Source organism: Fibrella aestuarina BUZ 2, from assembly GCF_000331105.1.
GTDB classification, from domain to species: Bacteria; Bacteroidota; Bacteroidia; order Cytophagales; family Spirosomataceae; genus Fibrella; species Fibrella aestuarina.
Window position 1 is genome coordinate 4,365,344 of the sequence record NC_020054.1, and the last position, 23,960, is coordinate 4,389,303.

Annotated in this window: 13 protein-coding genes and 3 tRNA genes; 7 read left to right on the forward strand and 9 right to left on the reverse strand. The window is 58.8% G+C overall.

What is annotated here, in order from left to right:
- Positions 1–91: 91 nt before the first annotated feature.
- From FAES_RS17875 to FAES_RS17900, 7 genes are all read right to left on the reverse strand, one after another.
- Positions 92–3,133 (reverse strand): WD40/YVTN/BNR-like repeat-containing protein, encoded by a 3,042-nt coding sequence (locus FAES_RS17875; protein WP_015332637.1) that lies wholly within the window; start codon positions 3,131–3,133, stop codon positions 92–94.
- Positions 3,134–3,228: 95 nt separating this feature from the next.
- Complete coding sequence (locus FAES_RS17880; RefSeq protein ID WP_015332638.1) at positions 3,229–4,728, reverse strand: reverse transcriptase family protein; 1,500 nt, start codon at positions 4,726–4,728, stop codon at positions 3,229–3,231.
- 398 nt (positions 4,729–5,126) lie between these two features.
- Complete coding sequence (locus FAES_RS17885) at positions 5,127–6,764, reverse strand: hypothetical protein (RefSeq protein WP_015332639.1); 1,638 nt, start codon at positions 6,762–6,764, stop codon at positions 5,127–5,129.
- Between the two features lie 15 nt (positions 6,765–6,779).
- A complete protein-coding gene (locus FAES_RS17890) occupies positions 6,780–9,983 on the reverse strand; it encodes a hypothetical protein (RefSeq protein ID WP_041258068.1) in 3,204 nt (1,067 codons plus the stop codon).
- Between the two features lie 158 nt (positions 9,984–10,141).
- The gene (locus FAES_RS17895) at positions 10,142–11,389 is read right to left on the reverse strand and encodes a low temperature requirement protein A (RefSeq protein WP_015332641.1); all 1,248 of its coding nucleotides are present in this window, start codon (positions 11,387–11,389) and stop codon (positions 10,142–10,144) included.
- Between the two features lie 465 nt (positions 11,390–11,854).
- Positions 11,855–11,957 (reverse strand) — tRNA-Glu (locus FAES_RS30130).
- 91 nt (positions 11,958–12,048) lie between these two features.
- Positions 12,049–12,120 (reverse strand) — tRNA-Glu (locus FAES_RS17900).
- 411 nt (positions 12,121–12,531) lie between these two features.
- On the opposite strand from FAES_RS17900, the gene FAES_RS17910 reads away from it, so the two are divergent.
- Positions 12,532–13,098 carry an RNA polymerase sigma factor gene (locus tag FAES_RS17910; protein WP_015332644.1) on the forward strand — a complete coding sequence of 189 codons (567 nt, stop codon included), beginning with the start codon at positions 12,532–12,534 and terminating at the stop codon, positions 13,096–13,098.
- A gap of 274 nt (positions 13,099–13,372) precedes the next feature.
- Here the strand turns inward: FAES_RS17910 and FAES_RS17915 are convergent.
- Positions 13,373–13,444 (reverse strand) — tRNA-Glu (locus tag FAES_RS17915).
- Positions 13,445–13,644: 200 nt separating this feature from the next.
- Between FAES_RS17915 and FAES_RS17920 the strand changes: the two genes are divergently transcribed.
- The 6 genes from FAES_RS17920 to FAES_RS17945 all read left to right on the forward strand — a co-directional run bounded on the left by FAES_RS17920 (position 13,645) and on the right by FAES_RS17945 (position 22,894).
- Positions 13,645–16,266, forward strand: coding sequence for a M14 metallopeptidase family protein (locus FAES_RS17920; protein ID WP_015332645.1), 2,622 nt, complete (start codon positions 13,645–13,647; stop codon positions 16,264–16,266).
- A gap of 125 nt (positions 16,267–16,391) precedes the next feature.
- Complete coding sequence (locus FAES_RS17925) at positions 16,392–18,143, forward strand: GMC oxidoreductase (protein ID WP_015332646.1); 1,752 nt, start codon at positions 16,392–16,394, stop codon at positions 18,141–18,143.
- A complete protein-coding gene (locus tag FAES_RS17930) occupies positions 18,140–18,751 on the forward strand; it encodes a gluconate 2-dehydrogenase subunit 3 family protein (protein WP_015332647.1) in 612 nt (203 codons plus the stop codon). The genes FAES_RS17925 and FAES_RS17930 overlap by 4 nt, the downstream gene beginning before the upstream one ends.
- 97 nt (positions 18,752–18,848) lie before the next feature.
- A complete protein-coding gene (locus FAES_RS17935; protein ID WP_015332648.1) occupies positions 18,849–21,380 on the forward strand; it encodes a YfhO family protein in 2,532 nt (843 codons plus the stop codon).
- A gap of 73 nt (positions 21,381–21,453) precedes the next feature.
- Complete coding sequence (locus FAES_RS17940; RefSeq protein WP_015332649.1) at positions 21,454–21,789, forward strand: avidin-fold protein; 336 nt, start codon at positions 21,454–21,456, stop codon at positions 21,787–21,789.
- Positions 21,790–21,856: 67 nt separating this feature from the next.
- A complete protein-coding gene (locus FAES_RS17945; RefSeq protein WP_015332650.1) occupies positions 21,857–22,894 on the forward strand; it encodes a TlpA disulfide reductase family protein in 1,038 nt (345 codons plus the stop codon).
- 98 nt (positions 22,895–22,992) lie between these two features.
- Here FAES_RS17945 and FAES_RS17950 read toward each other — a convergent pair whose 3' ends face one another.
- Entirely contained in the window at positions 22,993–23,922 is a 930-nt protein-coding gene (locus FAES_RS17950) for a S66 peptidase family protein (protein WP_015332651.1), read from the reverse strand.
- Between the last annotated feature and the right edge of the window lie 38 nt (positions 23,923–23,960).

Consider the following 23,960-nt stretch of genomic DNA (forward strand, 5'->3'; position numbering starts at 1 on the left):
TTGTGGTTAAAGGGGGAGGCACTAAGTGGTAACAGCCCTCCCCCAATTGATACTACCTCAGCCGCACTCAAACCGTTGCCGGTCTCGCCCTTTATTTGCCTTCTTCACCCTCCTCCTCGCGCCACTGTTCAAACTCGTCGGGCGAGGCGAAGGTAGCCGGGCGGCGCGACCGGCGCTCGGGGGCTTTGATCTCCAGGTCGCGGCTCACCGACTGTCCGTTCTGCGTCAGCGTCAGCCGATATTTGCCGGGGCGGATATACAGTTTTTTGTCGTCGGCCAGCGTCAGGTCGACGGGCTTCTCGTCTTTCTTCCGCGCCTCGTTCAGGTACGTCAGGTACGTTGCCCGCTGGGTGGTGTCGACCGCGTAGTCGAAGCGCAGGTAGTTAAGGCCAGCTTCGGTCGTGTCGGTGAGGGTGCGCATCGTCAGGCCGTTGAGGGTTTTGAGCGTGGCCGTTGTCGGTCCCGCCGACTTGGCCAGATACGGCAGATCGACCGAGTAAGAAGCCGGTGCCTCGTAGGGGCTGTCTTTCCGGCCCCAGCGGCTGTTGGCGGTAATGGCCTTGAGCGCAAACAGGTGCAGCGGCTTACTCAGCAGCGAATCGGTGAGTTGTTGCAGGTGCTCCACATTGGCCGTGTACAACGACCGCCCGTGCGTGCCGATCAGCAGTTCGCTGTCGCGGGGGTGCACCACCAGGTCGTGGACGGCGACGGCGGGCAGGTCTTTGCCCATCGGCATAAACGTTTTGCCCCGATCGAGCGATGCGTAGAGCCCATGATCGGTGCCTACGTAAAGCAGATTCGGATTTTTGGGGTCTTCGCGCACCACGTTGACCGGCTCGGCGGGCAGTGTCTGATCGATCGCCCGCCAGGTTTGGCCGTAGTCGGTCGAGACGTAGACGTGCGCGTTGAAATGGTCGTTGCGATACCCGTTCAGCGCCACGTAAACGGTGCCCTCGTCGTGGGCCGAGGCCGCTACCCGGCTGACCCACAGGTCTTGCGGCAGGCCCGCCGTGATGTTGGTCCAGGTGTTGCCGCCATCTTTCGAGACATGGACCAGCCCGTCGTCGGAGCCCGTGTAGAGCAGGCCAAAGCGCAGCGGTGATTCGTCGATGGTGGCCAGCGTTCCAAACGCCACGTCGCCTTCGCGGGGGCCTTTCGTCAGGTCGCCCGACATCGTTTTGAAGTCATCGCCCCGGTTCAGGCTGCGGTGAAAGCGGTTCGAGCCAAAGTAAATAACGTCCTGATTATGACGCGAGATCAGGATCGGAGCCTGCCAGTTCCAGCGCAGGCGGGCCTCCCCTACCTGCGTGGGCACTGAGAGCCGCTTCATCTCGCCGGTCGCTTTGTTGATGCGGAAGTAATTGCCGAACTGAAACCCCGTGTAGACCGTGTTGTTGTCGCGCCAGTCGACCTGCACCTGCATGCCGTCGCCGCCCACCAGGTTTTTGTACGGGTAGCGGCCACTCCCAAACCAGTCGTAATCGGCCCGGTAGGTGCTGGGGCCGGTCCAGACGCCGTTGTCCTGCAAGCCGCCGTAGACATTGTAGGGTTTGGCCATATCGACCGCCACGGCGTAGAACTGCCCCACCGCCGAGGTGTTGGCTTTGAACCAGGTCTTACCACTGTCGTAGGTGATGTTGATGCCGCCGTCGTTGCCCAGAATCTGGTGTTTGTTGTTGGCGGGGTTGATCCAGAGCGCGTGGTGGTCGGAATGGACGTTGTCCAGATCCATCGAGTGGTACGTTTGGCCCCCGTCGTCGGAGCCAACCACCGGCACGCCCGCAATCACCACCTTGTTGGCGTCGTTGGGCGCCACCCAGATATTGCCGAAATAATAGCCGTAGGTGTTGAACAGGCCATCGAGGTAGTCGCGGTTGACCTTGCGCCAGCGTTGCCCCCCGTCGTCGGAGCGGTAGACCTCGGCCCCAATCACTTCGGCGTTGATCAGCCGCGAATTGGCGTCGTCGGTGTATTCCAGGATAGCGATGGGCTTGATTTTATCCGTCCTGACCAACTCTTTCAGCGTGGCGGGGGTGTAGCGTTCGGGGAAATTCTGTTCCTCCAGGTAGTCGGCAATGAACGAGTCTTCGGCTTTCAGGAAGTCGTCTTTCGAGATCACCCGCAGCCGGTCTTTGGTGATCTTCCGGGCGTCGACCACGGCCTTGCTGTCGTCTTTCTTTTCAGGACGAGCCGCCTGGTTATCCAGGATCAGGTAGAGCGTCTGGGTATTGCCGGGAAAGACCGTCAGGCCGATTCGGCCCGTTTTGTCGTCTTTCGGCAAGCCACTCTGCCCGCCCGAGAGCAGCGCCCAGGTGTCGCCGCCATCGGTGCTTTTGTACAGGCCCGACGTTTGGCCGCTTTCCACAAAATTCCACGCCTTCCGCTCTTTGTGCCACATGGCCGCGTAGACAACCTGCGGATTCGTCGGGTCAACGTCGACGTCGATGGCCCCGGTTTTGGTATCCGTGTAGAGCGTCTTTTTCCAGGTACGTCCGCCGTCGGTGGTTTTGTAGAGGCCGCGTTCGGGGTTGTCGGTGTAGAGGTGGCCCACCGCTGCTACCCAGGCCACGTTGGGGTTGCTGGGATGCAGGGCGATTTTCCCGATGTGGTGGGTTTCTTCCAGGCCCGGCAGGTGCTGCCAGGTACGTCCGCCGTCGGTGCTTTTGTAACAGCCTACGCCCGAATAACTCGACCGGCTGGCGTTGGCCTCGCCCGTCCCGAGCCAGATCGTGTGTCCATCGGTGTTCGGGCCTTTCCAGTCCACGGCCACCGCCCCGAGCGACATCACGGCCTCGTTCTGGAACATCGGCGTGAACGAAATGCCGTTGTTGTCAGTGCGCCACAGCCCACCGCTGGCATAGGCCACGTAAAACTGATTGGGATTCTGCGGGTTGATGGCCAGATCGACCACCCGGCCACTCATAACCGTTGGCCCGATGGATTTGACCGGCAGGTTTTGTAACAGGGACGCCTGTGCGCTCTTGACCCGTTGGGCAGCCCCCAGCAGGCGGTCGGAAGCAGAGGTAGCCCCGATGCCGACAGGTACGTTGGCGGGGGTTTTGCGCGCTTTTTTCTGGGCGTAACTGCCCGTTGTCAGCGCCAGCAGGCTAGCCGTTAGTATTAGTTTATTCATGAATCAGTGGCGAATCGGAGTTGTTACCGTAAAGATAGGTGCCGCTAATTTTCCGCCATCCGCCTTTGCCCGAAAAGCCCCGAAACACAGCCCAGCTACAGGACATCCCACCACTCTTTGACCGGCCTGGCAACAGGAGCTGAGTTGGTCGCCGTTGAGGAAACAGTCGCCGGTACGGGTTCGACGGGCTGCGCCAACGCAGCGTCAGGTCGGCTCTGGATGAGCGCCCGAATACTGGCCACAAGCGACCGGCCTAATTCGGGTTTTACCATCTGCACAAAGTGCGCGTAGCCCAGTACGACTTGCTGAATGTCAGCTTCGGGAGCGGGGTTTCCCCAGGTTTTACCTTCCCAACCCGTTTGCCCGATCTGGTGCAGCAATGCCCGAAACCGCCGTAGCGTGGCCCGGTCGATGCTCGCTTTCTGGTTGACTACGATGCCCGTCACGCGCTGCTGCTGCCCTTTTCGCCTCACCGAAATCTTGTCGGGGTGGACCACGAAGCCCTCACCCTGCACAATCTGTTCCACTGCCCAGATGAGTTGATTGGCCTTCCCGGCTCCACTGCCCGACGCCGAGAAGGTGAGGTCGTCGGCATAGCGGGTGTAGACATAGCCAAACGCCTGGGCCAAGCCGTTCAGGCGGCGGTCGAGGCGGTAGGCGAGCAAGTTGGTCAGCGCGGGGCTGGTGGGCGCGCCCTGAGGCAGGTACCGGGAGCCGTTGCCTACGTAATACGTTTTACCATCCACCTGCAACGCCTGCGTGTCGGGTTCGGTACAAAGCAGGGCCAATACCGTAGCCAGGGCTTCGCTATACCCGAGTTTAGCCAGCAACCCTTTCACCCGGCCGTAACTGACGGTGGGGAAGAAGTTTTTCAGGTCGATGTTAATTACCACGTCTTTGCCCACATGGGGCTGTGCATTGGTCAGAATCGAGCGTTCGGCCCGGAAGCCGTGGGCCTGTTCGGTGGGTTGTACCTTGCTCAGAATGTTTTCCAACACCCATAATTGCGCTTTCTTGAGCCGGGGCATCGGCGCCGAAATCAACCGTTTACCGCCCGATTTTTTGATCAGGTGAAACCGCTTGTAATGCGATACCGTCGAGACGGCGCGGTTATAGGCCAGAAAACGCAACTCACTCAACGACAACCCCATAGCGCGGGCTAGCGCGAGTGGACTCTCAAACTGAGGCAGGCCAACCTGCCGAAGTCGATCGGGATCGGCGGTGTGGTTGGCCAACGCAGCCGGGGTGCCTTCACCAAGGTAGGGCACATCCGTAGCCAGCGTAGCCTGCCAGGCGTCGGCGCGGGCCTTTCGGGCGGCTTCGCGGCGTTGTTTGGTCTCGATGCGGCGCTGCTTGGCCGCTGCCATCCGGGCCTGGCGCATCTCCTTCAGCATGGCGTCGCGGCTTTGAAACCGCCGCTGCCGGTCGAGCAGTTGGCTCAGCTCTTTCTGCAGCGCGGCATCCTGCGCCACCAGTTCAGCGGGAATGGGTTCGCCGTGCTGCGTCCAGAAGCCCAGACGAGTCATTTCGGCGATGATAAACTGTTGTTTGGAGCCAAGCTCCTCGATGCGTTTTTGGATTTCCTGGCGGGTCATTCGGGGCGATGAGCAAAGCCGGGAAGCAGCTGAGGGCGGGAGTGGCCGGTGGCCAGATCCAGCAAAATCAGTAGCGGGCGAATGGGCGGCAGCCGGGCCAGCCTTCGAACAAACTGAGAACTATGTCAATCAACTCCAGGGGAGAGGGTACTAGTACGACCCTCAACTCCACAGGAGTCGCACTGTGAGGGTCGTACTAGTACCCTCTCCCCACAGTAACGATTGACGTAGTGATGCGTGTGTAGTCTTGATACCGGAATGACGAACCATCATTCGTTTCCCTGAGGGAAAGGCAAGGTTTTGACGCCCGCCGCACGGCCCACACGCCCGCTTACTGATTCTGCAAAGTACGCCCCAGCCAGCAGCCGGGCAACTATAAATGAGTTAATGTGACATTTTTATCCGCTGTGTTTCATCCGAAGGGCCAGCATATGATCGCAGGGGCCCGTCATGAGCTTGTGTTGGGCGTAATAGGCGCAGTCACAGGTAGCCTTACTCAGGCGTTCATCCCGGTCGATCAGCAAATCAGGATGATAATCGCGCCCATCGGCCGACCGGACCCGGCCCGTCAGGCGGGTACCTTCGGGGGTTGGCTGCGCGTAGACCTGCACGCCGCCACTGGCCACATACCGGCGAGCGGCTTCTTCCCGCGGATTGGCAAACCGTAATTGCTCCATCGGCAGGGGCTCCTGTGTCAGTTCGCGCACGCGGTACACCCCCAGATTCAGGTCGTAGATAGCGCGGCCCGCCTGCGTGTATGTACCCAGCGCGGCCAGTACGGTTTTGCTGTCGAGGCCGGTTTTCTGCACCAGTTCGTCGGGGCGGGCAAACCAGGTTTGTTTCAACGTTTCAAAGACCTGTCGGGCCGTGCTGGGGAGCACGTCGCCGCGCGGAGCCATCAGATCGAAGTTACCAAGCCGCGACCAATCGTTGGCCGACCAGCCCGACAGCCCCAGCGTGAAGGTCATTTCACCCAGATCGGCCAGCCAGAACGAGGGCAGACCCGAGCCCAGCAGGCTCACCGTGAAGCCTTTAGCCACGGGCACCAGCCGTTCCAGCGTCAGTAGCCGCCGCCGCCCCCAGATCCGTATTTCCTGCTCGGCGAGGCCTTCGTAGCGCGACCGGGCGCAGACTAGCTCTTTGCCCCACGGATCGAACACCAGCCGCACCGGTTCGCCGGGCGTCAGCCGAAAACGGATGGAGCGGGGGCCGGTTTTTTCCTTGAACCGCCGCAGCATCAGGCAGATATCGTGCACATCCATCGGGTGTAGGTGCAGCGTGGTGGCGGGCAGGGTCATGGCCGACGAGACCTGTAAAAAACCACGTACCCAGCTATCGGGCAGGTCAATTTTGACTTCCTTATACTCCGCTTCGCCCGTGGTCTGCACCGAAAACCCGCTGGGGTCGATGCTGAAGTCGGTTTCTTTGTAGTCGCGGATCTTCTGAAACTCGTTGTACAGATCGGCCGAGTAGTCGACGTTGGTGGTACCGCACGCAAACTCGTTGATTTCCCGAAAGACGTTGTAACTGGCCGACAGCTTGCCATACGACGACTCATCCTGCGAGAAACACTCGAAAAAGACTTCATCGGGGTGCACCGTGATTACCGGATCGAGCACGAACCAGGCATCCTTATCACGCTCCCAGAGGTAGTTGAAATAGCGTTGGCGGGCTTCGTAGTACGGGCCGGTGTACTTACCCATTTCTTTCTGCACCGCCTGAAGCTTCCCCTGCACCACCCGGATTTGTTCCGATACGTCGCTGACGTTCTGGGCCAGCATGTAATCGGCCAGCCAGCTTTCTTCCTGTTGCTTGGCCCACGTCAGATAAGCCGTTTTGTCGCGAGGGACAAAGCGCATATCCGACACGACCACATCGTGCAGGGCCGAGATGGCTTCCCGGAACGCTAGTTTCCGATGCAGTTTTCCCACAAAAAACGTGGGCGTTCGGTTGGTATCGGGGGCAAACGACATGCCCACCGATGAGGCATTGCTCACCACCGAGGTACTTCCGCCGAATTTATAGTTGAAGAGCATGCTTGCGGTTGGTCTTTATGAACGGACGGGCTCGGCTTCCTGCCGGACGAACGGCACGGGCGTATCCGGAAATTGACTCTGTAAGGCACTCAGCAGTTGTAAACAAATGGCTTTGTCGCGAATGGCCGACGTAGCCGACACCTCGGTAAGCAATTGGCCGACGAAGTGGGCATTTTCGGCCGAACGCATGCCTTCCTGCCCCAGAAACGCCAGGATACGGTCCTTAGCTATGCGCCCCTGATGCGGCCGCATCAGCACCGTTCGGAAATAGAACGACAGGCCGCGTAGCCGTTCGGGGTTGTTGGCCGCATACTGCTGCAAGTAATTCGTTGTGAACAACTGCACATTGGTCGATGGGTGCTGACTCAGCCGCATCAGGTACGTTGGCCCCTGCTCATCAGTGAAATAGCGGGCAATCAACTCGCGGCCAAACGCCTGGATGTCGGGGCGCACCGAGTCGGCGAGGCCCACCAGCGTTTCGGCATCCCAATCGTCGGCGGTGAAGGCATCCCGAAAAAACGCGATGGCCTCCTGCCGGGTATCGGCCCAGCGGGCATCGAGCAGGCGAATGGCTTCGTCGCGTTCGTAACGAACCTGGGGTACGTTGTCCCGGAAATACTGCCAGGCGTAGCGACGGAGCGACAGGGTTTCGTGGCTCCCCAGCGCAATCACCTGCCGGAGGGTCAGGGTGTTGGCAGGCAACGTACGCAGGGCTTCGGCCCCCACCTGCTGCGCCGGGCCAAAGGAGGCATAGACCAGCCGTAGCACCGTCTGGCGTTCTAGCTGTCGAAGTTCGGGTTGGAGCTGGGTGAGCACGAAATCGGCGACCCGCTGCTGCTGCCCGTCGGCAACCTCGGCCCGGATGAGCACGGGCAGCAGCGCCGCCAGCAGAGCGGTGCCGTAGGTACGTTGTTCATGGGCGCGCGCGGCGACCGACGCCCAGAGCGATTGCCCCAGTTGGGCGGTTGTCGGGTCGGGGCTACCCAGCAGGCGGGCCAGCAGCGCCGGGGCAGGTAAGGTGGTCTGGCGGCTTAGCACCTGCGCCGCCAATGGCTGATAGATCGGGATGGCGCTGTCGAGCAGCCGGTCGAGCAACTCGGCCGATACCTGCTGACAGGCGGCAGGTGGCAGCAACTCAATCAGCCGGCCAACGTCAGTAGCGATGGCGTTGATGGTATCAGCGGGTTGGGTGAGTTGAAGCAGCCGCTCAAGCAGGAGTTGCAAAGTCCCGTTGTTCAGGGTAGAAGCCATAGGCCCACGTCCGTACTGATCGAGCAGCCACTGCCGCACGTCGGTGTGGGGCGAAAGGGCCATTTCGTACATAAAAGCCGGGTCGCTCAGGTACGTGGCGGGCTGGTTGCTCATGTATTCGATGCCCAACTGCCGCACCTCGGCAACAGGACTCCGTATCAGCAGGGGAACCAGGACCGGGTCGGGCGCCTGGGCCATCCGTTTCCGAACCAGTTCGACACCCCACCGGGCCGGTATGTCGAAGGGCGATGCCAGCAATTGCCGCAACAGGGGCAGGTCGACCCGTTGCTCAAGGCGGGGGTAGTCGGGGTGGCGGGTCAGATTGCGGTAGGCAAAGGCATGCACGTCATCGACCCGCGCCTGTACCAGTAGCTGCACGTAGGCTTGTGGTAACTGATCCCAGAGCGCGGGGTATGGTTCGTCGCGGCCGGCCGGGGCAACCGGTTCCGGCTTATCCGGCTCGCTCGGTTTATTACCCAACAACTGCGAAACCCGGTCGATTAGCGAACCAATCAGTCCCAGGGTTTCGGTCGGGTTCACCCATTCTGTGCGCACCCGCACCTCCTTGCGTTGCCAGCGCGAACCGGCCAGTTCTAGCTCCGTGCTGTTGCCATACAGGATCTGGTTTAGCAGCACGGCCTGCGCATAGGCCGGAATGACCCGGTCCAGATAGTCATACGATCGGGTGTTGTAGTTCCACTGGTAGGTTGTTTCAACCCTCGAAGCGGTATAGTCGGTTGCTTTGTCGTAGCTGAGCAAAATGGCCGTTGCCAGCCGCACGTAGCCCAGATCGGCGGTGTTGCCCAGGGTAGCCAGCTGTCGCTGTACGCGCCGTTGCAGGTACGTCCGTGTCGCCGTCGAGTACGCCAGTCGGCTATCGGGTTTACGGAGTTCAGCCTTTACTTTCACCCGCTCGCCCAATACCCCGATATACAGAAGCGGGTCTTTGGCTTTATCGTCGTCATACGACCAGTAAACCGGCTTGGTGAAATAAGCCCTCGCTTGCTCGAAGCGGTAGGCAAGCAGGCCCAGCAGTTCATAATCGTCGCGCAGTTCGGCAAGCTTATACAGGTGCCGCACAGACCGGAAATAGGGTGGCTGTAGCGGAATTTGTCGCAGACAGGCCAACAGGGGCCGGCGCAGGATGGGGTAGTCGATTGCCAGGGCGTAGAGATCGTCCAGCAGCGGGCTACCTGCTGCCGCGGCCACGGCCTGATCGGTCAGGGCTCCCGACAGCCGGGTTACGTCGGCGCCGAGCAGGGCTGTTTGCAGATCAGGCGGGAGCCGTTGTCGGATCGTGGTCAGGTACGTTGCCCGGGCCTCATCCGTGAGCAGATGCAACAGCGCTTCGGCAGCCATGCGCCTAACCTTGTCGCTGTAGGCTGTGTTTGTCGCGTAGGTTTCGACGGTCCGAACAAGGGCTTCGTCGACAGGTACATCCGCAGGTCGGGCGGCACCACAGCGGGCAATTGCCCAGAGGGTAGCGTAACGATGTACGTCGTCGGCTTTCTGGCCACCCGCCCGCTCGATGAGCCGCACCAGCAGGGGTAGCAGATCGACCAGTCGACGTTCGCCCACCTGCCAGATCACCCGCGACGGTTTCCAAACCGTCCGGCTGTTGGTTTCGCCCGCTGCCAATGCCCGAATCCGCCGCCGAATCGCTTCGTCGGGAGAATTGGGTTTGTCGGCAGGGTCTACCGGCTTGGGCGGAGGCGCAGAAGCCCCTCCCCCTTCAGACAGGTAGCCCTTTTTCCGCTTCTCCATTTCCAGGGCGTTGAACACGGCCTCTGCCTGAGGCAGGCCAACGGGTGCCGTAGTCTTGGTGCCCTCTTTCAACGCCGCTCCCCGCTTGCCAAACCGGAAGTTTACCACATACTGCCCAGCGCCCACCTCGCACAAATCGACCTCGTATACTTTGTCGGAAGTCCCTTCGTTGAAGTAAAGTTTTGTCTGCTTAACTAGCTTCATCATTCCCACGGTTACGACCGGTAAGATAGTCGCGAAACCGATTAAGTAATCGGTTTCGTTATGGAGCGTTTAACTACCTTCACACCTCTTACCGTAAATAATTAACTAACAGACCAGTTGCCACCAATCGGTTCTGTTGCTCCCAGCACACTCACGGATCACTTGCCCATGCCGCTCTCGACGCGTTCAGTGCTCTCTGGCGCTTCGGGCGACAGCTGATCGCTGAGGATAAGCACGGTGATTACCCCCGAGATGACCAGCAGCAGCGCCAACGCTCCCAGTTTGGCAAAGATGCCTACCCCAATCAGCACCAGACCCGCGCCAACGCGGACCAGTATACCCCGTTGAAAGCTGACGTGCGACGGCCCCGAATGCAGGGTGGTCAGGCTGATGACGGCCTCAGCAAACAGGTACGTAGCGACCGACCCAATCAGCAGGTGATGGACAGGACGGGGCAATTCGGGCTGGTCGACCGCTTCGATGGCTTTGGCGATAGCCACGCCGTAGCCCGTCAGGGCAAGCGTCAGTGGCAGGTGGGTATACAGCCAGATGGTATACCGACGGATGGCAGGTTGGCTGGCGGGTTCGTCGCCGTCGCGGTGTTCGGTCAGTTTGCGCACGGCATCGTCGTCGAGCCGGTCAAAATAAGCCCACCACAATCCAACGATGATGACACCACCCAGCACGGCAGCTATGATCGTGTTTGGAAAGAAGACACTACCCGACAGACCAGTTACTACGCCCGTTACGGCCTGCCCCAACACGAGCAGTGTAAACAGCCCGTACCGTTCGGGCAGGTGACGCACGTCGGGTGGAAAGTCGACGTGCAGTTTACCGCCCGATGTGAGTGGCGTGCCCAGTTCGATCAGCAACGCCAGTGCCCAAAGGCCATAACGGTAGGGCGGTTCCACCCATATCGATCCAATCCAGACGCACATCGATAGCGAAAACCCGATTCCGATAACCTGAACGTACGGGCGTGTTTCGGGAATATACCACCAGGCTCGGGCGTAGTCGATCAGCAGAATGGCCCGCACACTGGCATAAGCCAGCGCATACACCATCGAGCGTTCTTCGGTTGCCTTACTGATCGACGCTCCCAAAATGAACAGGCCGATCAGTTGGGCACTGCTGAGCAGCCGATGCACGATATCATCGACGTTGTCGAACCGGGTGGCATAGTGCGTTTGCCCGTTCCACAGCCACCAGACGGGTACGTATAGTAGCAGGAATTCGAGCACATTGACCAGTTCCAGCGAAGTGCTTAATCGCATAGCCAGTTGCATCACGATCGCCGTGTAGGCCAGGTCGTTGAGCAGTTCGGCCCAGGAGGTACGTCGCTCCCCGGTCGTTTCGGTAGAGCGGAGCGTGGGTACGTTGCGTGTTTTTTCGTCGGAATCGGCCATCGTTCGGGAAAACCTATTTGCTTACAACCCGATTGACCGGGTGAATGGTCGCCTATTTCGAGGCAACGCCGACTATCTTCTTCGTTACACGACAGCCACTGGCTTTATGAGCGTTACTGACTATCAAGCTGGTACGGCAACCAATGGTTCTATCAGCATTTACTCATAAAAAAAATCTGACAACTACCTGTCACTTTTCCCCGTTGGCTCAGTCTATTTAACTGTGTAATTGAAACGGACTGCCAGCGGATCGATCGCCTGACCATAGCGGATCTGTCATGAATCGTTTATCATGTTCAGCCGTACCTGATTACCACTCTTTAGTTGGATAAAGCGCCAGAAAAGCCCCAGCCGTGATGAGCTGAGGCTTTTTTTATGACCAAGCCATGACCTCGGCTACCAGCCATACCGGGTTTAGGAGCCACAAAAAAAGCCCTCAACCGGTTGGGGTTGAGGGTCTGGTTGTGACCGATACGGGAATCGAACCGCAGCGTTCCGCGTCCGGCGGCGGACCGTCCGTGTTACCGCCGCGAAAGGGCGATGCCTCTAACCGCTAGACGAATCGGCCGTCTTGTCAAAGACCTGAGCGCCGCACGGCTCGAATGAAGCGGGTTAAACACAAAAAAGCCCTCAACCGGTTGGGGTTGAGGGCCTGGTCGTGACCGATACGGGAATCGAACCCGTGTTACCGCCGTGAAAGGGCGATGTCCTAACCGCTAGACGAATCGGCCGTCTTGTCAAAGACCTGAGCGCCGTTCTGACCAAGTCAGCCCGCCGTCAGCGAATCGTGGTGCAAAAGTACGGTTCTGATTTTAATGTGCAACTGAGCGCCCAATTTTTTTTGCAAAAACTGACCGTCACCGCCGGTAACAGCCGCCTAGCGACACCAGCAACGGGCCTGGTATCGTGACGGTGGCAACGGTGGCAAGCTCGATAGGCGCACTAGAACTTGGCTCTACGAATGGCGGATGGGCCTGTCCATCTTATCGATACGGGCGAGTAATGACCGTGTTGTCAAAGCGTTAAGCGGACATATTTCCCAAAAAACGGGCAATACATACAGTTTATCGAAAACTATCATATGATTCTTCGTGAACAGGCAACCTTTGGGCCATCAAATCGCCAAGTCAACAGCAACCGTCATGTACGTTTCTTCTACTGCCCACCAGCCACTCACCGACGAACTCGTTATCCAACACTATTTCACGACCCGGCCTAACTACTGTTTCGAACTGCTGTACAACCGCTACCAGCAGAAGGTATACCGCCGCTGCCTGTCGATGACCCGTGATGCGGACCTGGCGCAAGATTATACGCACGACATTTTCATCCGCATGTTTTCCCGGCTGGATAAATTCCAGGGTCGCTCATCCTTTTCGACCTGGCTGTATTCGATCGCCTACAACTACGTGCTCGATCAACTGCGCCTGACCAAACGCCTGCCGACAGGCCAATTGGACGAAGCGTATGATTACCCTGGCTTCCGCAACGACGACGGCGCCGAAACACTGGAAGCGAGTCTGCAACAATTGGGTAAAGCCCTCGGCAGCATCTCGAGTCAAGACGCCAGCATTCTGCGGCTCAAATACCAGGATGGCCTCGACGTGCGCCAGATCGGTTCGCAGCTGAATATTCAGGAAAGCGCCGTGAAGATGCGTCTCAAACGCTCACGCGACCGGGTGAAGCGCCTGTGCGAAGTAGCTTACTAAACCTATACAATCGACTATCCTTGTTGAACCCTCTTTGCGGTTTCACGAAGCAAACCCCGCCAGTCGACTGGCGGGGTTTTGATTTGTTACAGGATTACTGAAGCGTATCGTTGTCGTTTATACGACCGTCCTTGTTACCGCTGGGCGTGCCACGCCGTGAAAGCGGAACGTGGCCCGGGGCGATGGCCCAATCGCCAGACGAATCGGCCAATCTTGTCAACGACCTAAACGCACAAAAAAAGCCCTCAACCGGTTGGGGTTGAGGGCCTGGTCGTGACCGATACGGGAATCGAACCCGTGTTACCGCCGTGAAAGGGCGATGTCCTAACCGCTAGACGAATCGGCCGTCTTGTCAAAGACCTGAGCGCCGTTCTGACCAAGTCAGCCCGCCGTCAGCGAATCGTGGTGCAAAAGTACTGCTGTGTGCGTAGAATGCAATATTTACCCTCAAAATTTTCGTCCGAAGCGCCATCCACCTCTAATTACTACTATTTTTGACCAGCAACAATTCGCTCAACCTCAACTGCTTTCCCCACTTCTATCGGCATGAAAAAAATGTTAGGCTTCGGCCTGCTTGCCTGTCTATTTCTCGCCTCCCCCGTTCGTCTGCAAGCCCAGAGCGCGCTACCGGCACCCGCTCAGTTTCTCGGGTATGCTATTGGCGAACGGTACACCCCCCACCACCGTGTACTGGCCTATGCCGAACAGATTGCCCGCCAACAACCTACTCGCGTAAAAGTCATCCCGTATGGCACCACCTACGAAGGCCGTCAGTTGGCCGTTGTGGTGATTGCCAACGAGGCCAACATGGCCCGGCTCGACGAAATCCGTACCGACAACCTCAAACGCATCGGGATGCTGCCTGGTCAGCCGTCGGGCAAGGCGCTGCCCGCTATCCAGTGGCTGAGCTACAATGTCCACGGCAACGAAGCCGTCAGCTCCGAGGCGTTCATGGAAGTACTCTACGGCCTGTTGGAACCCACCAAAGCCAGCCCGTCGCCTAAAGCGCAGTTTACCGTGTCGCCCAAGATTCTGGAAACGAGCGTGGTCATTCTCGACCCCGGCCTCAACCCCGATGGGCACGACCGCTATGTAAACTGGTACAACCAGATGCACGGCCGCGTGGCCGACCCCACCCCCTTCGCCCGCGAACACAGCGAGCCCTGGCCGGGCGGGCGTTACACGCACTACCTTTTTGACCCCAACCGCGACTGGGCCTGGCAAACGCAGGAGATCACGCAGCAGCGCATGGCCCTCTACCAGCAATGGATGCCCCACCTGCATGGCGATTTCCACGAAATGGGGGTTGAAAGTCCCTACTACTTCGCTCCGTCGGCCAAACCCTATCACGAAGACATCACGCCGTTTCAGCGGCAGTTCCAGGGCATCGTGGGCCAATATTGCAGCCGCTATTTCGACCGAAACAACTGGCTCTACTACACCCGCGAGCGCTTTGACCTGTTTTACCCCAGCTATGGCGACACGTACCCGACCTACAATGGGGCCATCGGCATGACCTACGAGCAGGGCGGTAACAGCCGCGCCGGCCTGGCCATCCGAAAATCGGACGGCGACACGCTTACGCTCCGCGAACGCATTGACCACCACGTGGCGTCGTCGTTTGCCACGCTCGAATCGGTGGCCGACCGGTCGGCGGAAGTGGTGAAGGAATTCGGTACGTTCTTCGACAATGCCCAACGTAACCCCGTGGGTACGTTCCGCACCTACGTGGTCAAAAGCGGCGGTGATGCCGGTAAGCTGACCGCCCTTCGCCAACTGCTCGACCGCAACCAGATTCGGTACGGGGTGGCGGGGCGCAATCAGACTCTTTCGGGTAGCAGCACGGCGGCCTCTAAAAAAGGGAAGACAACCGCCAAATCGTCGGGTGGCGGGGTGTATAATTACTTTACACAGCGCAACGAGGGGAGCCTCAGCCTCGCCCCCGAAGACCTGGTCATCAGCGCCTATCAGCCGAAGTCGACGCTGTTGAAAATTCTGTTCGAGCCAACCTCGACCCTCGAAGATTCGGTAACGTACGACATTACGGCCTGGTCGCTGCCCTACGCCTTTGGCCTGCAAACCTATGGCCTGACGACCCGCCTCGACCCCGTTTCGGCGCCGCAGGCGTCCACCACAGCCGCTGCTCCGGCCACCGATCGGCCCTATGCCTACCTGGCTCGCTGGCAGTCGATGCCGTCGGTGCAGTTGCTGGCGGGGTTGATGAAAAATAAGGTCCGGGTACGTGCCGCCGAGAAACCCTTTGAACTCGATGGCCAATCGTATGGCGCCGGTACGTTGTTGATCACCCGCGCGGGCAACGAACGGCTCGGCCACCGCTTCGACGAACTGGTTCGGCAGGAAGCCGCCACGCTGGGCGTAACGCTAACGCCCGTCAAAACGGGTTTTGTGAGCAAAGGCTCTGATTTTGGCTCCGATTTTGTGATGACGCTGAAAGCCCCCCGCGTGGGCGTGGTGTCGGGCGACGGGCTGGTGCAAACGGCGGTGGGCGAAGTCTGGCATTACTTCGATCAGGAACTGAAATACCCCGTCTCGATGATCAACGGGGCCGACCTGGGTAGCGTCGACTGGACACAGCTCAACGTGCTGGTGTTGCCCAACGGCTACAACTACGGCCGCATCCTGAACGACCGCGTGCTGACGAGCATCCGGGAGTGGGTACGTGGGGGCGGCAAGCTCATTGCCCTCGAACGGGCGGCGGGCGCGCTGGTTGGCAAAGAAGGGTTTGACCTGAAAGAGAAAGACGATAAGCCCGAAAAAGCCAAGAAAGCCCTGACCGATTCGCTGAAAACGTACGCCGAACGGGAGCGCGCCGCCGTATCCGACGAAACGCCGGGCAGCATCTACCGCCTGAACCTCGACGCGACCCACCCGCTGGGTTTTGGCCTGTCGGGCGGGTATTACGCGCTGGTCAACGAAGCCCATAATTACGACATCCTGAAAGATGGCTGGAATGTGGGCTATCTGAAAGACAGCAACCTCGTGGCGGGTTTTGCCGGGAAGAATGCGAAGGAGAAACTGAAACAGACACTGGCTGTGGGCGTACAGGACCTGGGACGTGGGCAGGTGATTTACCTGGCCGACGATCCACTGTTCCGGGGCTTCTGGTACAGCGGTAAACTACTCTTCGGCAATGCCGTCTTCTTCTAATCGTTATAAAGTGAGCCCCTTCCGTTGCCTGAACGCGGGGACTCACTTACCTTCCGAACATACATGGGGGTAAACCTCTTCTTTTTCGCCTTTCATAGGTAGTACCTACAAACCAGTCAAACGGCATGAATACGTTTCAGATTAAAGACAACCCGACGGTTTACGATGTAGCCATCGTAGGGTCCGGTGCGGGCGGGGGGATGGCGGCTTACATGCTGGCGAAAGCCGGCGCGAAAGTCGTGCTGCTCGAAGCAGGCGGCTATTTCGATCCCGCCGACCCGAAATACATTACCCAACTGAAATGGCCCTACGAATCGCCCCGGCGCGGTGCAGGTACTACCCGGGCCTTCGGCGATTTTGATGCGGCCTGGGGTGGCTGGCAGATCGACGGCGAACCGTACTCGGCCAAAGACGGTACCGAGTTTCACTGGTTCCGGTCGCGGATGCTCGGCGGACGCACTAACCACTGGGGCCGTATTTCCATGCGCTTCGGCCCGGATGATTTCCGGCGGCGGTCGCTTACGGGCATCGGCGACGACTGGCCGATTACCTACGATGATCTGTCACCGTTCTACGACCGGGTCGATAAACTCATCGGCGTGTTTGGCTCGAAAGAAGGCATTCGCAACGAACCCGATGGTCACTTTCTGCCCCCGCCGAAACCCCGCCTGCACGAGCTGTTGTTGCAGAAAGGGGCCAAAAACCTGGGCATCCCCGTCATTCCGTCGCGCCTGTCGATTCTGACCAAAGCCATCAACAACGAGCGCGGCCAGTGCTTCTATTGCAATCAATGCAACCGCGCCTGCCAAGCCTACGCCGACTTCTCGTCGTCGTCGGTACTGTGTATTCCGGCGGTGAAAACGGGCAACGTTACACTCATCAACGGGGCAATGTGCCGCGAGGTAATGACGGACCCTAAAACGGGCCTCGCTACGGGCGTGAGCTACGTACACACGGGCACCATGCAGGAACATACGGTGCGGGCGAAAGCCGTCATGCTGGGCGCATCAGCCTGCGAATCGGCCCGGATCCTGCTCAATTCCAAGTCGTCGCGCTACCCCAATGGGCTGGCCAATGGCAGCGGCGTGATCGGCAAATACATCAATGACTCAACGGGGGCCTCACGCGGGGCGTTCGTACCGGCGCTGATGGACCGGGTACGTTACAACGAAGACGGCGTGGGCGGTATGCACGTGTTTACCCCCTGGTGGCTCGACAACAAGAAACTGGATTTCCCCCGCGGCTACCACATCGAATACGGCGGTGGCATGGGTATGCCTTCGTTCGGTTTTGGCTTCGGTATGGAAGGCATGAATGGCAAGTACCCCTACGCCGATGGCCAGAAACGGCCCGCCGGGGGCTACGGGTCACGCCTGAAGGAAGATGCCCGCCGGTTCTATGGCGCTTACGTCTACATGGCCGGGCGCGGCGAGCCGGTGCCGCTGGAAAGCAACTACTGCGAAATCGACCCGAACAAGGTCGATAAGTACGGCATCCCGACGCTGCGGTTCCACTATAAATGGTCGGACGCCGAGGTGAAGCAGGCCAAGCACATGCAGGATACCTTCGAGGAGATTATTCACTCGATCGGTGGGATTCCCCTGGGCGAAAAACCCGGCCCCAACACCAACCACGGCTACGGGCTGGAAGCACCGGGTAAGATCATCCACGAAGTGGGCACGGTGCGGATGGGCAGCGACCCCAAAAAGTCGGCCCTGAATGGCTACCAGCAGGCGCACGAGTGCAAAAACCTGTTTGTGGTCGATGCCGCCCCCTTTGTGTCGCAAGGCGACAAAAACGTTACCTGGACGATTCTGGCCAGTTCGATGCGCACCAGCGAATACCTGATTGATCAAGTTAAAAAGAAAAACATATGAAGCGCAGAGACACCCTGAAAGCCCTGTCGCTAACTGGCTTTGGCTTGGCCGTGGGGCCCGTTGAGGCGGCCGTACCGGCACCACCCGACAAGAAAGTACCCGTGAAAGCCGGGCCGGGGCGACAGCCTTTCGAAGTGGCGCGGGATGCCAAACTCCACGCGGAGACGTTCTTTACGCCTGCCGAAATGAAAACGCTCACGCTGCTGTCGGACATTATTCTGCCGGCGGATGCCAAGTCGGGCAGTGCGTCGCAGGCGGGCGTACCGGCATTCATCGAGTTTATGGTGAAAGACGTACCCAACTACCAGACGCCGTTTCGCGGCGGGCTGGCCTGGCTCGACAACCAATGCCGGAAACGCTACGGCAAGGCCTTTGCCGACACGACACGTACCCAGCAGATCGAAATGGTCGATCAGATCGCGTACCCGGAGCAGGCTAAGCCCGAGATGTCGCAGGGGGTGGCGTTCTTCAACCTGATGCGCAATTTCACCATCAGCGGTTTCTACACCAGCAAAATGGGCATCGCCGACCTCGGCTACATGGGTAACACCCCCAACCAGTGGGACGGCCCCCCCGAAGCCGTGCTGAAGCAGTACGGACTGGTGTAAGCTGATCGGTATCGTTTACTAGTCAAGGTCCAATGTACAAGGTCGATTCCTGCCTTGTACATTGGACCTTGGACTTTGACCTGTACTTTTGCTTTGTATGGAACAACAATCCCTTTTCCAGCGGCTGCGGCCTCACCTGCTTTTCATTTTCGGGCTCTTCCTGCTGACCTCCCTCTATTTTTTTCCCGCCTGGCAAGGCAAAGAACTTCAGTTACAGGACGTGCGGCAGGGCAATGCCGCCACCATCGAACTTCGTAAATACAAACAGGAAACCGGCCAGTTTCCCAACTGGACCAATGCCCTGTTCAGCGGCATGCCCGGCTACCTGATTGCCCATGATTACCCCAACACCTATGTAGGTTTGGCGGCGGCGGCGGTGCTGCGGCTTTTTCCCCGCCCCATCGACGTGGTGTTCATGCAGATGCTCGGCCTGTATGTGCTGCTGGTGCTGCTGCTAAGCCCACCCAGGCGCTCCGACGAGAGCGACGTACCCCGCCTCTCAGGCACGGCGCGGGGCTGGATGGCCGCCATGGGCGCTGCCGCCTATGGCCTCGCCTCCTGGAACCTGATCACCGTTGAGGCGGGTCACATCTCCAAGATTCTGGCGCTGGGCTACGCCCCCGGCATGCTGGCAGGGCTGATGCTGTGCCTGCGGGGACAATACTGGTCGGGGGCGGCGCTGACGGCCCTGTTCACCTGCCTCAACATCAGCGCCAACCACGTGCAGATCACCTACTACCTGTTTCTTTGCATTGGCCTGTATGTGTTGATCGAAGGCATCCGGCTGGTACGGGCCGGTCAGGTACGTCGGCTGGTAATCGGGCTGGCCATTTTCGGGCTGACAACGGGTATCGGGATGGCGTCGTACAGCAAGCGGCTGCTGCTGCTGAATCAATACTCAAAAGAAACCATACGCGGCAAGTCGGAGCTGACGGCCAAAACGACGGCGACAACCGCGCCCGGTCAGGCCGCCACCGCAGCTAAACCCGCCGATGGCCTCGACGAAGAGTACGCTTTTCAGTACAGCTACGGCGTTGGGGAGGCCCTCACCATGCTGGTGCCGAACCTTTACGGCGGTCTGGCGGGTGCTGGCGAGCTGGACAACAAATCGGAAACCTACAAAGTACTGTCTGACCGAGGACTGGCGGCCGACGAGATCATCGGGCAAATCCCGACGTATTGGGGCGAAACCAACGGGCCGGCTTACGCGGGCGCCATTCTGGTGTTCCTCTTCGTGCTGGGCTTGCTCATTAGCCGCTCCACGCTGCGCTGGTTTATGCTGGGTGGACTGCTGCTGACCTTATTGCTGGCAATGGGCAAAAACATGCTGTGGTTCAACGGCTTGCTGTTTGCCTACCTGCCTTACTTTAACAAGTTCCGGGCCGTCACCATGACGCTGACGATGACCCCGATTTTCTTGGGTGGCGGGGCAGCGCTGGCGCTGTACACCTTACTGACCGAGAAGCCGACGTTCAAGGCGATTCAGCGGCCGTTCCTGATTGCCTTTGGGCTGACGGGCGGGCTGGCCCTACTGCTGGCCCTGCTGGGTGGCAGCCTGCTCGATTTCCGGGGACCGAACGATGCGGCAATGTTTGGCGCTGAAGGGGGCGACATTCTGCGGGCTTTGCAAAACGACCGGGCGAGCCTGCTGCGGGTCGATGCCTTCCGGGCTTTTTTCTACATCACGCTGGCCGCCGGGCTAATCTGGTTCTACCTCACGGGCAAACTGAAAGCGGGTCTACTGCTGCCGCTGCTGTTTGTACTGAATACGGTCGACGTGTATAGCCTGGGACGCCGGTTCATCAATGACAAGAGCTTCATTCCCCGTTCAACGGTCGATTCGGCGTTTGAAGAGACCCCCGCCGACGCACAGATTTTGCAGGACAAGTCGCTCAGCTACCGGGTGTTCGACAACTCAGGCAATTTCATGAACGACAACCGGGCGTCGTACTTCCACAAGTCGATTGGGGGCTACAGCGCGGCCAAGCTGCAACGGTATCAGGAGTTGATTAGCTACGCGTTCCAGAACAACAGCGACAACATCCTGAACATGCTCAACGCGAAGTACATCATCGCGCCGCAGCTTGATAGCACTGGTCGGCCGGTTGGGCAACCCATCGCGCAGCAAAACCCCAACGCGCTGGGCAACGCCTGGTTTGTGCAGACGGTGAAAACCGTTGCCAACGCCGATGAGGAGATAGCGGCCTTGAAAACACTGGATGCCCGCACCACCGCCGTTGTCGATCAGCGTTACGCGGATCAGGTAAAAGGAATCTCGACGCTGTCACCCGCTGGAACCATTCAACTGACAGCGTACAACCCGGATAAGATGACGTACCAGAGCGACAGCCCGACCGAGCAGGTAGCGGTGTTCTCAGAGATTTTTTATCGGGGTAACGACGACTGGAAAGCCTATATAGACGGCAAAGAAACGCCCCACTTCCGGGCTGATTACGTGCTGCGGGGCCTGCGCGTTCCAGCAGGCAAACACACCATCGAATTCCGGTTCGACCCGCCCATCGTTACGCTCGGCAATACACTGGACCTGGTGATGAACCTGATTCTGATCGCGCTCGTAGCGGCTGCCGCCTGGTTTAGCCTGCGCCAGAAACAGTCAGTTACGGCCTAATTTTGGTTCAACAAGCTTGCCAGCAATGCCATCGCCCAACGGTGATGGCATTGCTGGTTTATACCGATAACCAATGAACTACAACAACCGAACCTTCCGGGCGGTGAGCAACACCGATAACGGGGAAGTGACGACTGAGACGCTGTTTTATTACCAGCAGGAATCGAACGTGATCATCGCCATTTACGAAGGGGGCCGCGTGGCGCAGGGGCATCTGATGGGCCTGGTCGATGCCGACGGCAACCTGACGTTCAATTACCACCATATCAATACCGACGGCCAACTGATGGCGGGGCATTGCCGCTCGGTGCCCGAAGTGCTGCCCAACGGCAAACTTCGCCTCCACGAAACCTGGCAGTGGACCACCGGCGACGGCTCCTCAGGTACGTCGATCATCGACGAAGTGTAGGGAAATAAACCTCGGAGCGCGATCTTCACTGATACGTTTGTCACACGCTAAGAATAAATCAGTTACTATGTCGACAACTGTGCGCTTCGCCCTGGCCCTCCTGCTCCTGAGCACCCAGGCCATCAGTCAGGTTACAGAAAAAGGATTCGTTCTGATCGGCCAACTAGAAGGCGCCGATTCCTTAAAAAAAGCGGTGTTAACTCGCCTCGACAGCAGACAGGTAGATACGGTAGCTATCAACCAGGGGCGGTTTACCTTTTCAGGGAACGTGCCGCGCCCGACGGTAGCCTTGATCGGGACGGATAAGGTTAGGGCCGGGCTGGGCGTATGGCTCACCAACGACACGATACGAGCCACGTTCAACGTAGTCAGTTACAGCGAACGCTTCAGATTGCTACAGCCTCTATCCGTATCAGGCCCCTCGGAATCAGTTGATTACTTGGCGAATATGAACGCGTTGAACTACTACAACAAACTTGACTTAACAAAAGAGAAACGCAATCAGCTTAAAGCTGACTTCATTTACGAGTATGTCAGCAAGCACCCGAATTCAGCTTATGCCGCGTTCTTCCTGCGTATGAACGCCGACTACATCGCGCCCGATGTAACGAAAGAATTGCTGGCTTCCCTTTCGCCCGCGCTTCAGCAATCGGAGGAAGGCGAGTCTATCCGAAAATCGATTGCGCGCAACGAAGCCACAACGTTGGGGAAGACCGTTGGGAATCTGACGCTACCTGATCATACGGGTCAGCTACAGACCGTCAACACGACAAGTAAGCCTTTCACGCTGCTTTATTTCTGGGCGTCTTGGTGCGGTCCCTGTCGTAAACACAACCCTGATTTGGTCAGGCTTTACAGACAAGTCGATCCGGGGCGGTTACAGCTCATTAGTGTCTCACTGGATACTGACAAGTCGGCTTGGCTGAAAGCGATCAGGCAGGATGGGCTGCAATGGACGCAGCTCTCCGACTTAAAAGGCTGGGAAAGCCCCGTTGCCAAGCAGTTTGCCCTGTTCGGCATTCCCCAAACTATCCTTCTCGATCAGAGCGGCCGAATCATCGCGGTCGATGCTTCCGAGGCAAGTCGATTACTTACCACCAGGTAGGCTAATAGGCAAGGTGACCATGCTTTACCATCGGGTCGATCCATTTCCAGCTATTCATTAGTGCTGACACCTGCCGCGAGTCGCCAGGGATTGCGGCTCTACGCGAAAACCAATTCACTGCCGTTCTCGCTTACCGTCAACGTACCTGGCAGGCCAACTGGCAGGGCCAGATTGCGCCCTTCGTGACCAACAGGCCACTCGTAGGCGACGGGGTACGTATAGGCTGATACCGCCTCGGCGATGAGTTCGGCGGCGGTTTTGCCCATTTGGTTCGTCTGGTTGTCGCGTATGTCGGCGAAGTTGCCCACGAGCAGGCCCGCCAGTTGCTCGAGCTTACTCGCCCGACGCAGTTGGGTCATCATCCGATCGATGCTGAACAGGGTTTCGTCAATGTCTTCGATGAACAGGATCTTTCCCGCCCAGTCCACCTCCGACGACGTACCCAGCGTATGTACCAGCATCGACAGGTTGCCACCCGCCAACGTACCTGAACCCACGCCCGGCCGGTTCAGCGGATGCGCCTCAGCCATGTAGGGATTGAGCCCGCCCCGCCTGAGCGGGGTTACCTCGCCAAACAGCCATTGCCGTAGCGTTTCGATGTCATCGGCAGTGCCACTAAGGCGGAACTGACGGGGCATGATGGCGTGCAGACTGGCGACGCCCTGCTGTTGGGCATGGGCCAGCAACACCGTAATGTCGCTGAAGCCAACCAGCCATTTGGGCTGCGCCAGCAGGGGCGTCAGATCGAGTTGTTCAACCAGGCGGTAGGAACCGTAACCTCCGCGCGCCGCAAAAATGGCCCGCACCGCCGGGTCGTTGATCGCCTGTTGCAGGTCGGCAAGGCGCTGGGCATCGGTACCGGCAAACGCCCCGGATTGGGCCGTCAGGTACGTTCCCTCCCGAATGGTCAGTTGCCAGTCCTGGCGCATCACCCGAAAGGCATCCTGTAAGTCGGTATACGGAAACGGACTAGCCGGCGCCACAATCATCACGGTATCGCCCGGCTGTAGAAAAGGGGGAATCAGCATGTAGGTAAGTAAGGGGCCGTGATGAATGTATAATGAAC

Coding starts and splice junctions, on each gene's coding strand:
- FAES_RS17880 (WP_015332638.1), bottom strand. CDS start 4,728: ATGACCCGCCAGGAAATCCAAAAACGCATCGAGGAGCTTGGCTCCAAA.
- FAES_RS17910 (WP_015332644.1), top strand. CDS start 12,532: ATGTACGTTTCTTCTACTGCCCACCAGCCACTCACCGACGAACTCGTT.
- FAES_RS17935 (WP_015332648.1), top strand. CDS start 18,849: ATGGAACAACAATCCCTTTTCCAGCGGCTGCGGCCTCACCTGCTTTTC.
- FAES_RS17940 (WP_015332649.1), top strand. CDS start 21,454: ATGAACTACAACAACCGAACCTTCCGGGCGGTGAGCAACACCGATAAC.
- FAES_RS17885 (WP_015332639.1), bottom strand. CDS start 6,764: ATGCTCTTCAACTATAAATTCGGCGGAAGTACCTCGGTGGTGAGCAAT.
- FAES_RS17950 (WP_015332651.1), bottom strand. CDS start 23,922: ATGCTGATTCCCCCTTTTCTACAGCCGGGCGATACCGTGATGATTGTG.
- FAES_RS17890 (WP_041258068.1), bottom strand. CDS start 9,983: ATGAAGCTAGTTAAGCAGACAAAACTTTACTTCAACGAAGGGACTTCC.
- FAES_RS17925 (WP_015332646.1), top strand. CDS start 16,392: ATGAATACGTTTCAGATTAAAGACAACCCGACGGTTTACGATGTAGCC.
- FAES_RS17920 (WP_015332645.1), top strand. CDS start 13,645: ATGAAAAAAATGTTAGGCTTCGGCCTGCTTGCCTGTCTATTTCTCGCC.
- FAES_RS17930 (WP_015332647.1), top strand. CDS start 18,140: ATGAAGCGCAGAGACACCCTGAAAGCCCTGTCGCTAACTGGCTTTGGC.
- FAES_RS17875 (WP_015332637.1), bottom strand. CDS start 3,133: ATGAATAAACTAATACTAACGGCTAGCCTGCTGGCGCTGACAACGGGC.
- FAES_RS17895 (WP_015332641.1), bottom strand. CDS start 11,389: ATGGCCGATTCCGACGAAAAAACACGCAACGTACCCACGCTCCGCTCT.
- FAES_RS17945 (WP_015332650.1), top strand. CDS start 21,857: ATGTCGACAACTGTGCGCTTCGCCCTGGCCCTCCTGCTCCTGAGCACC.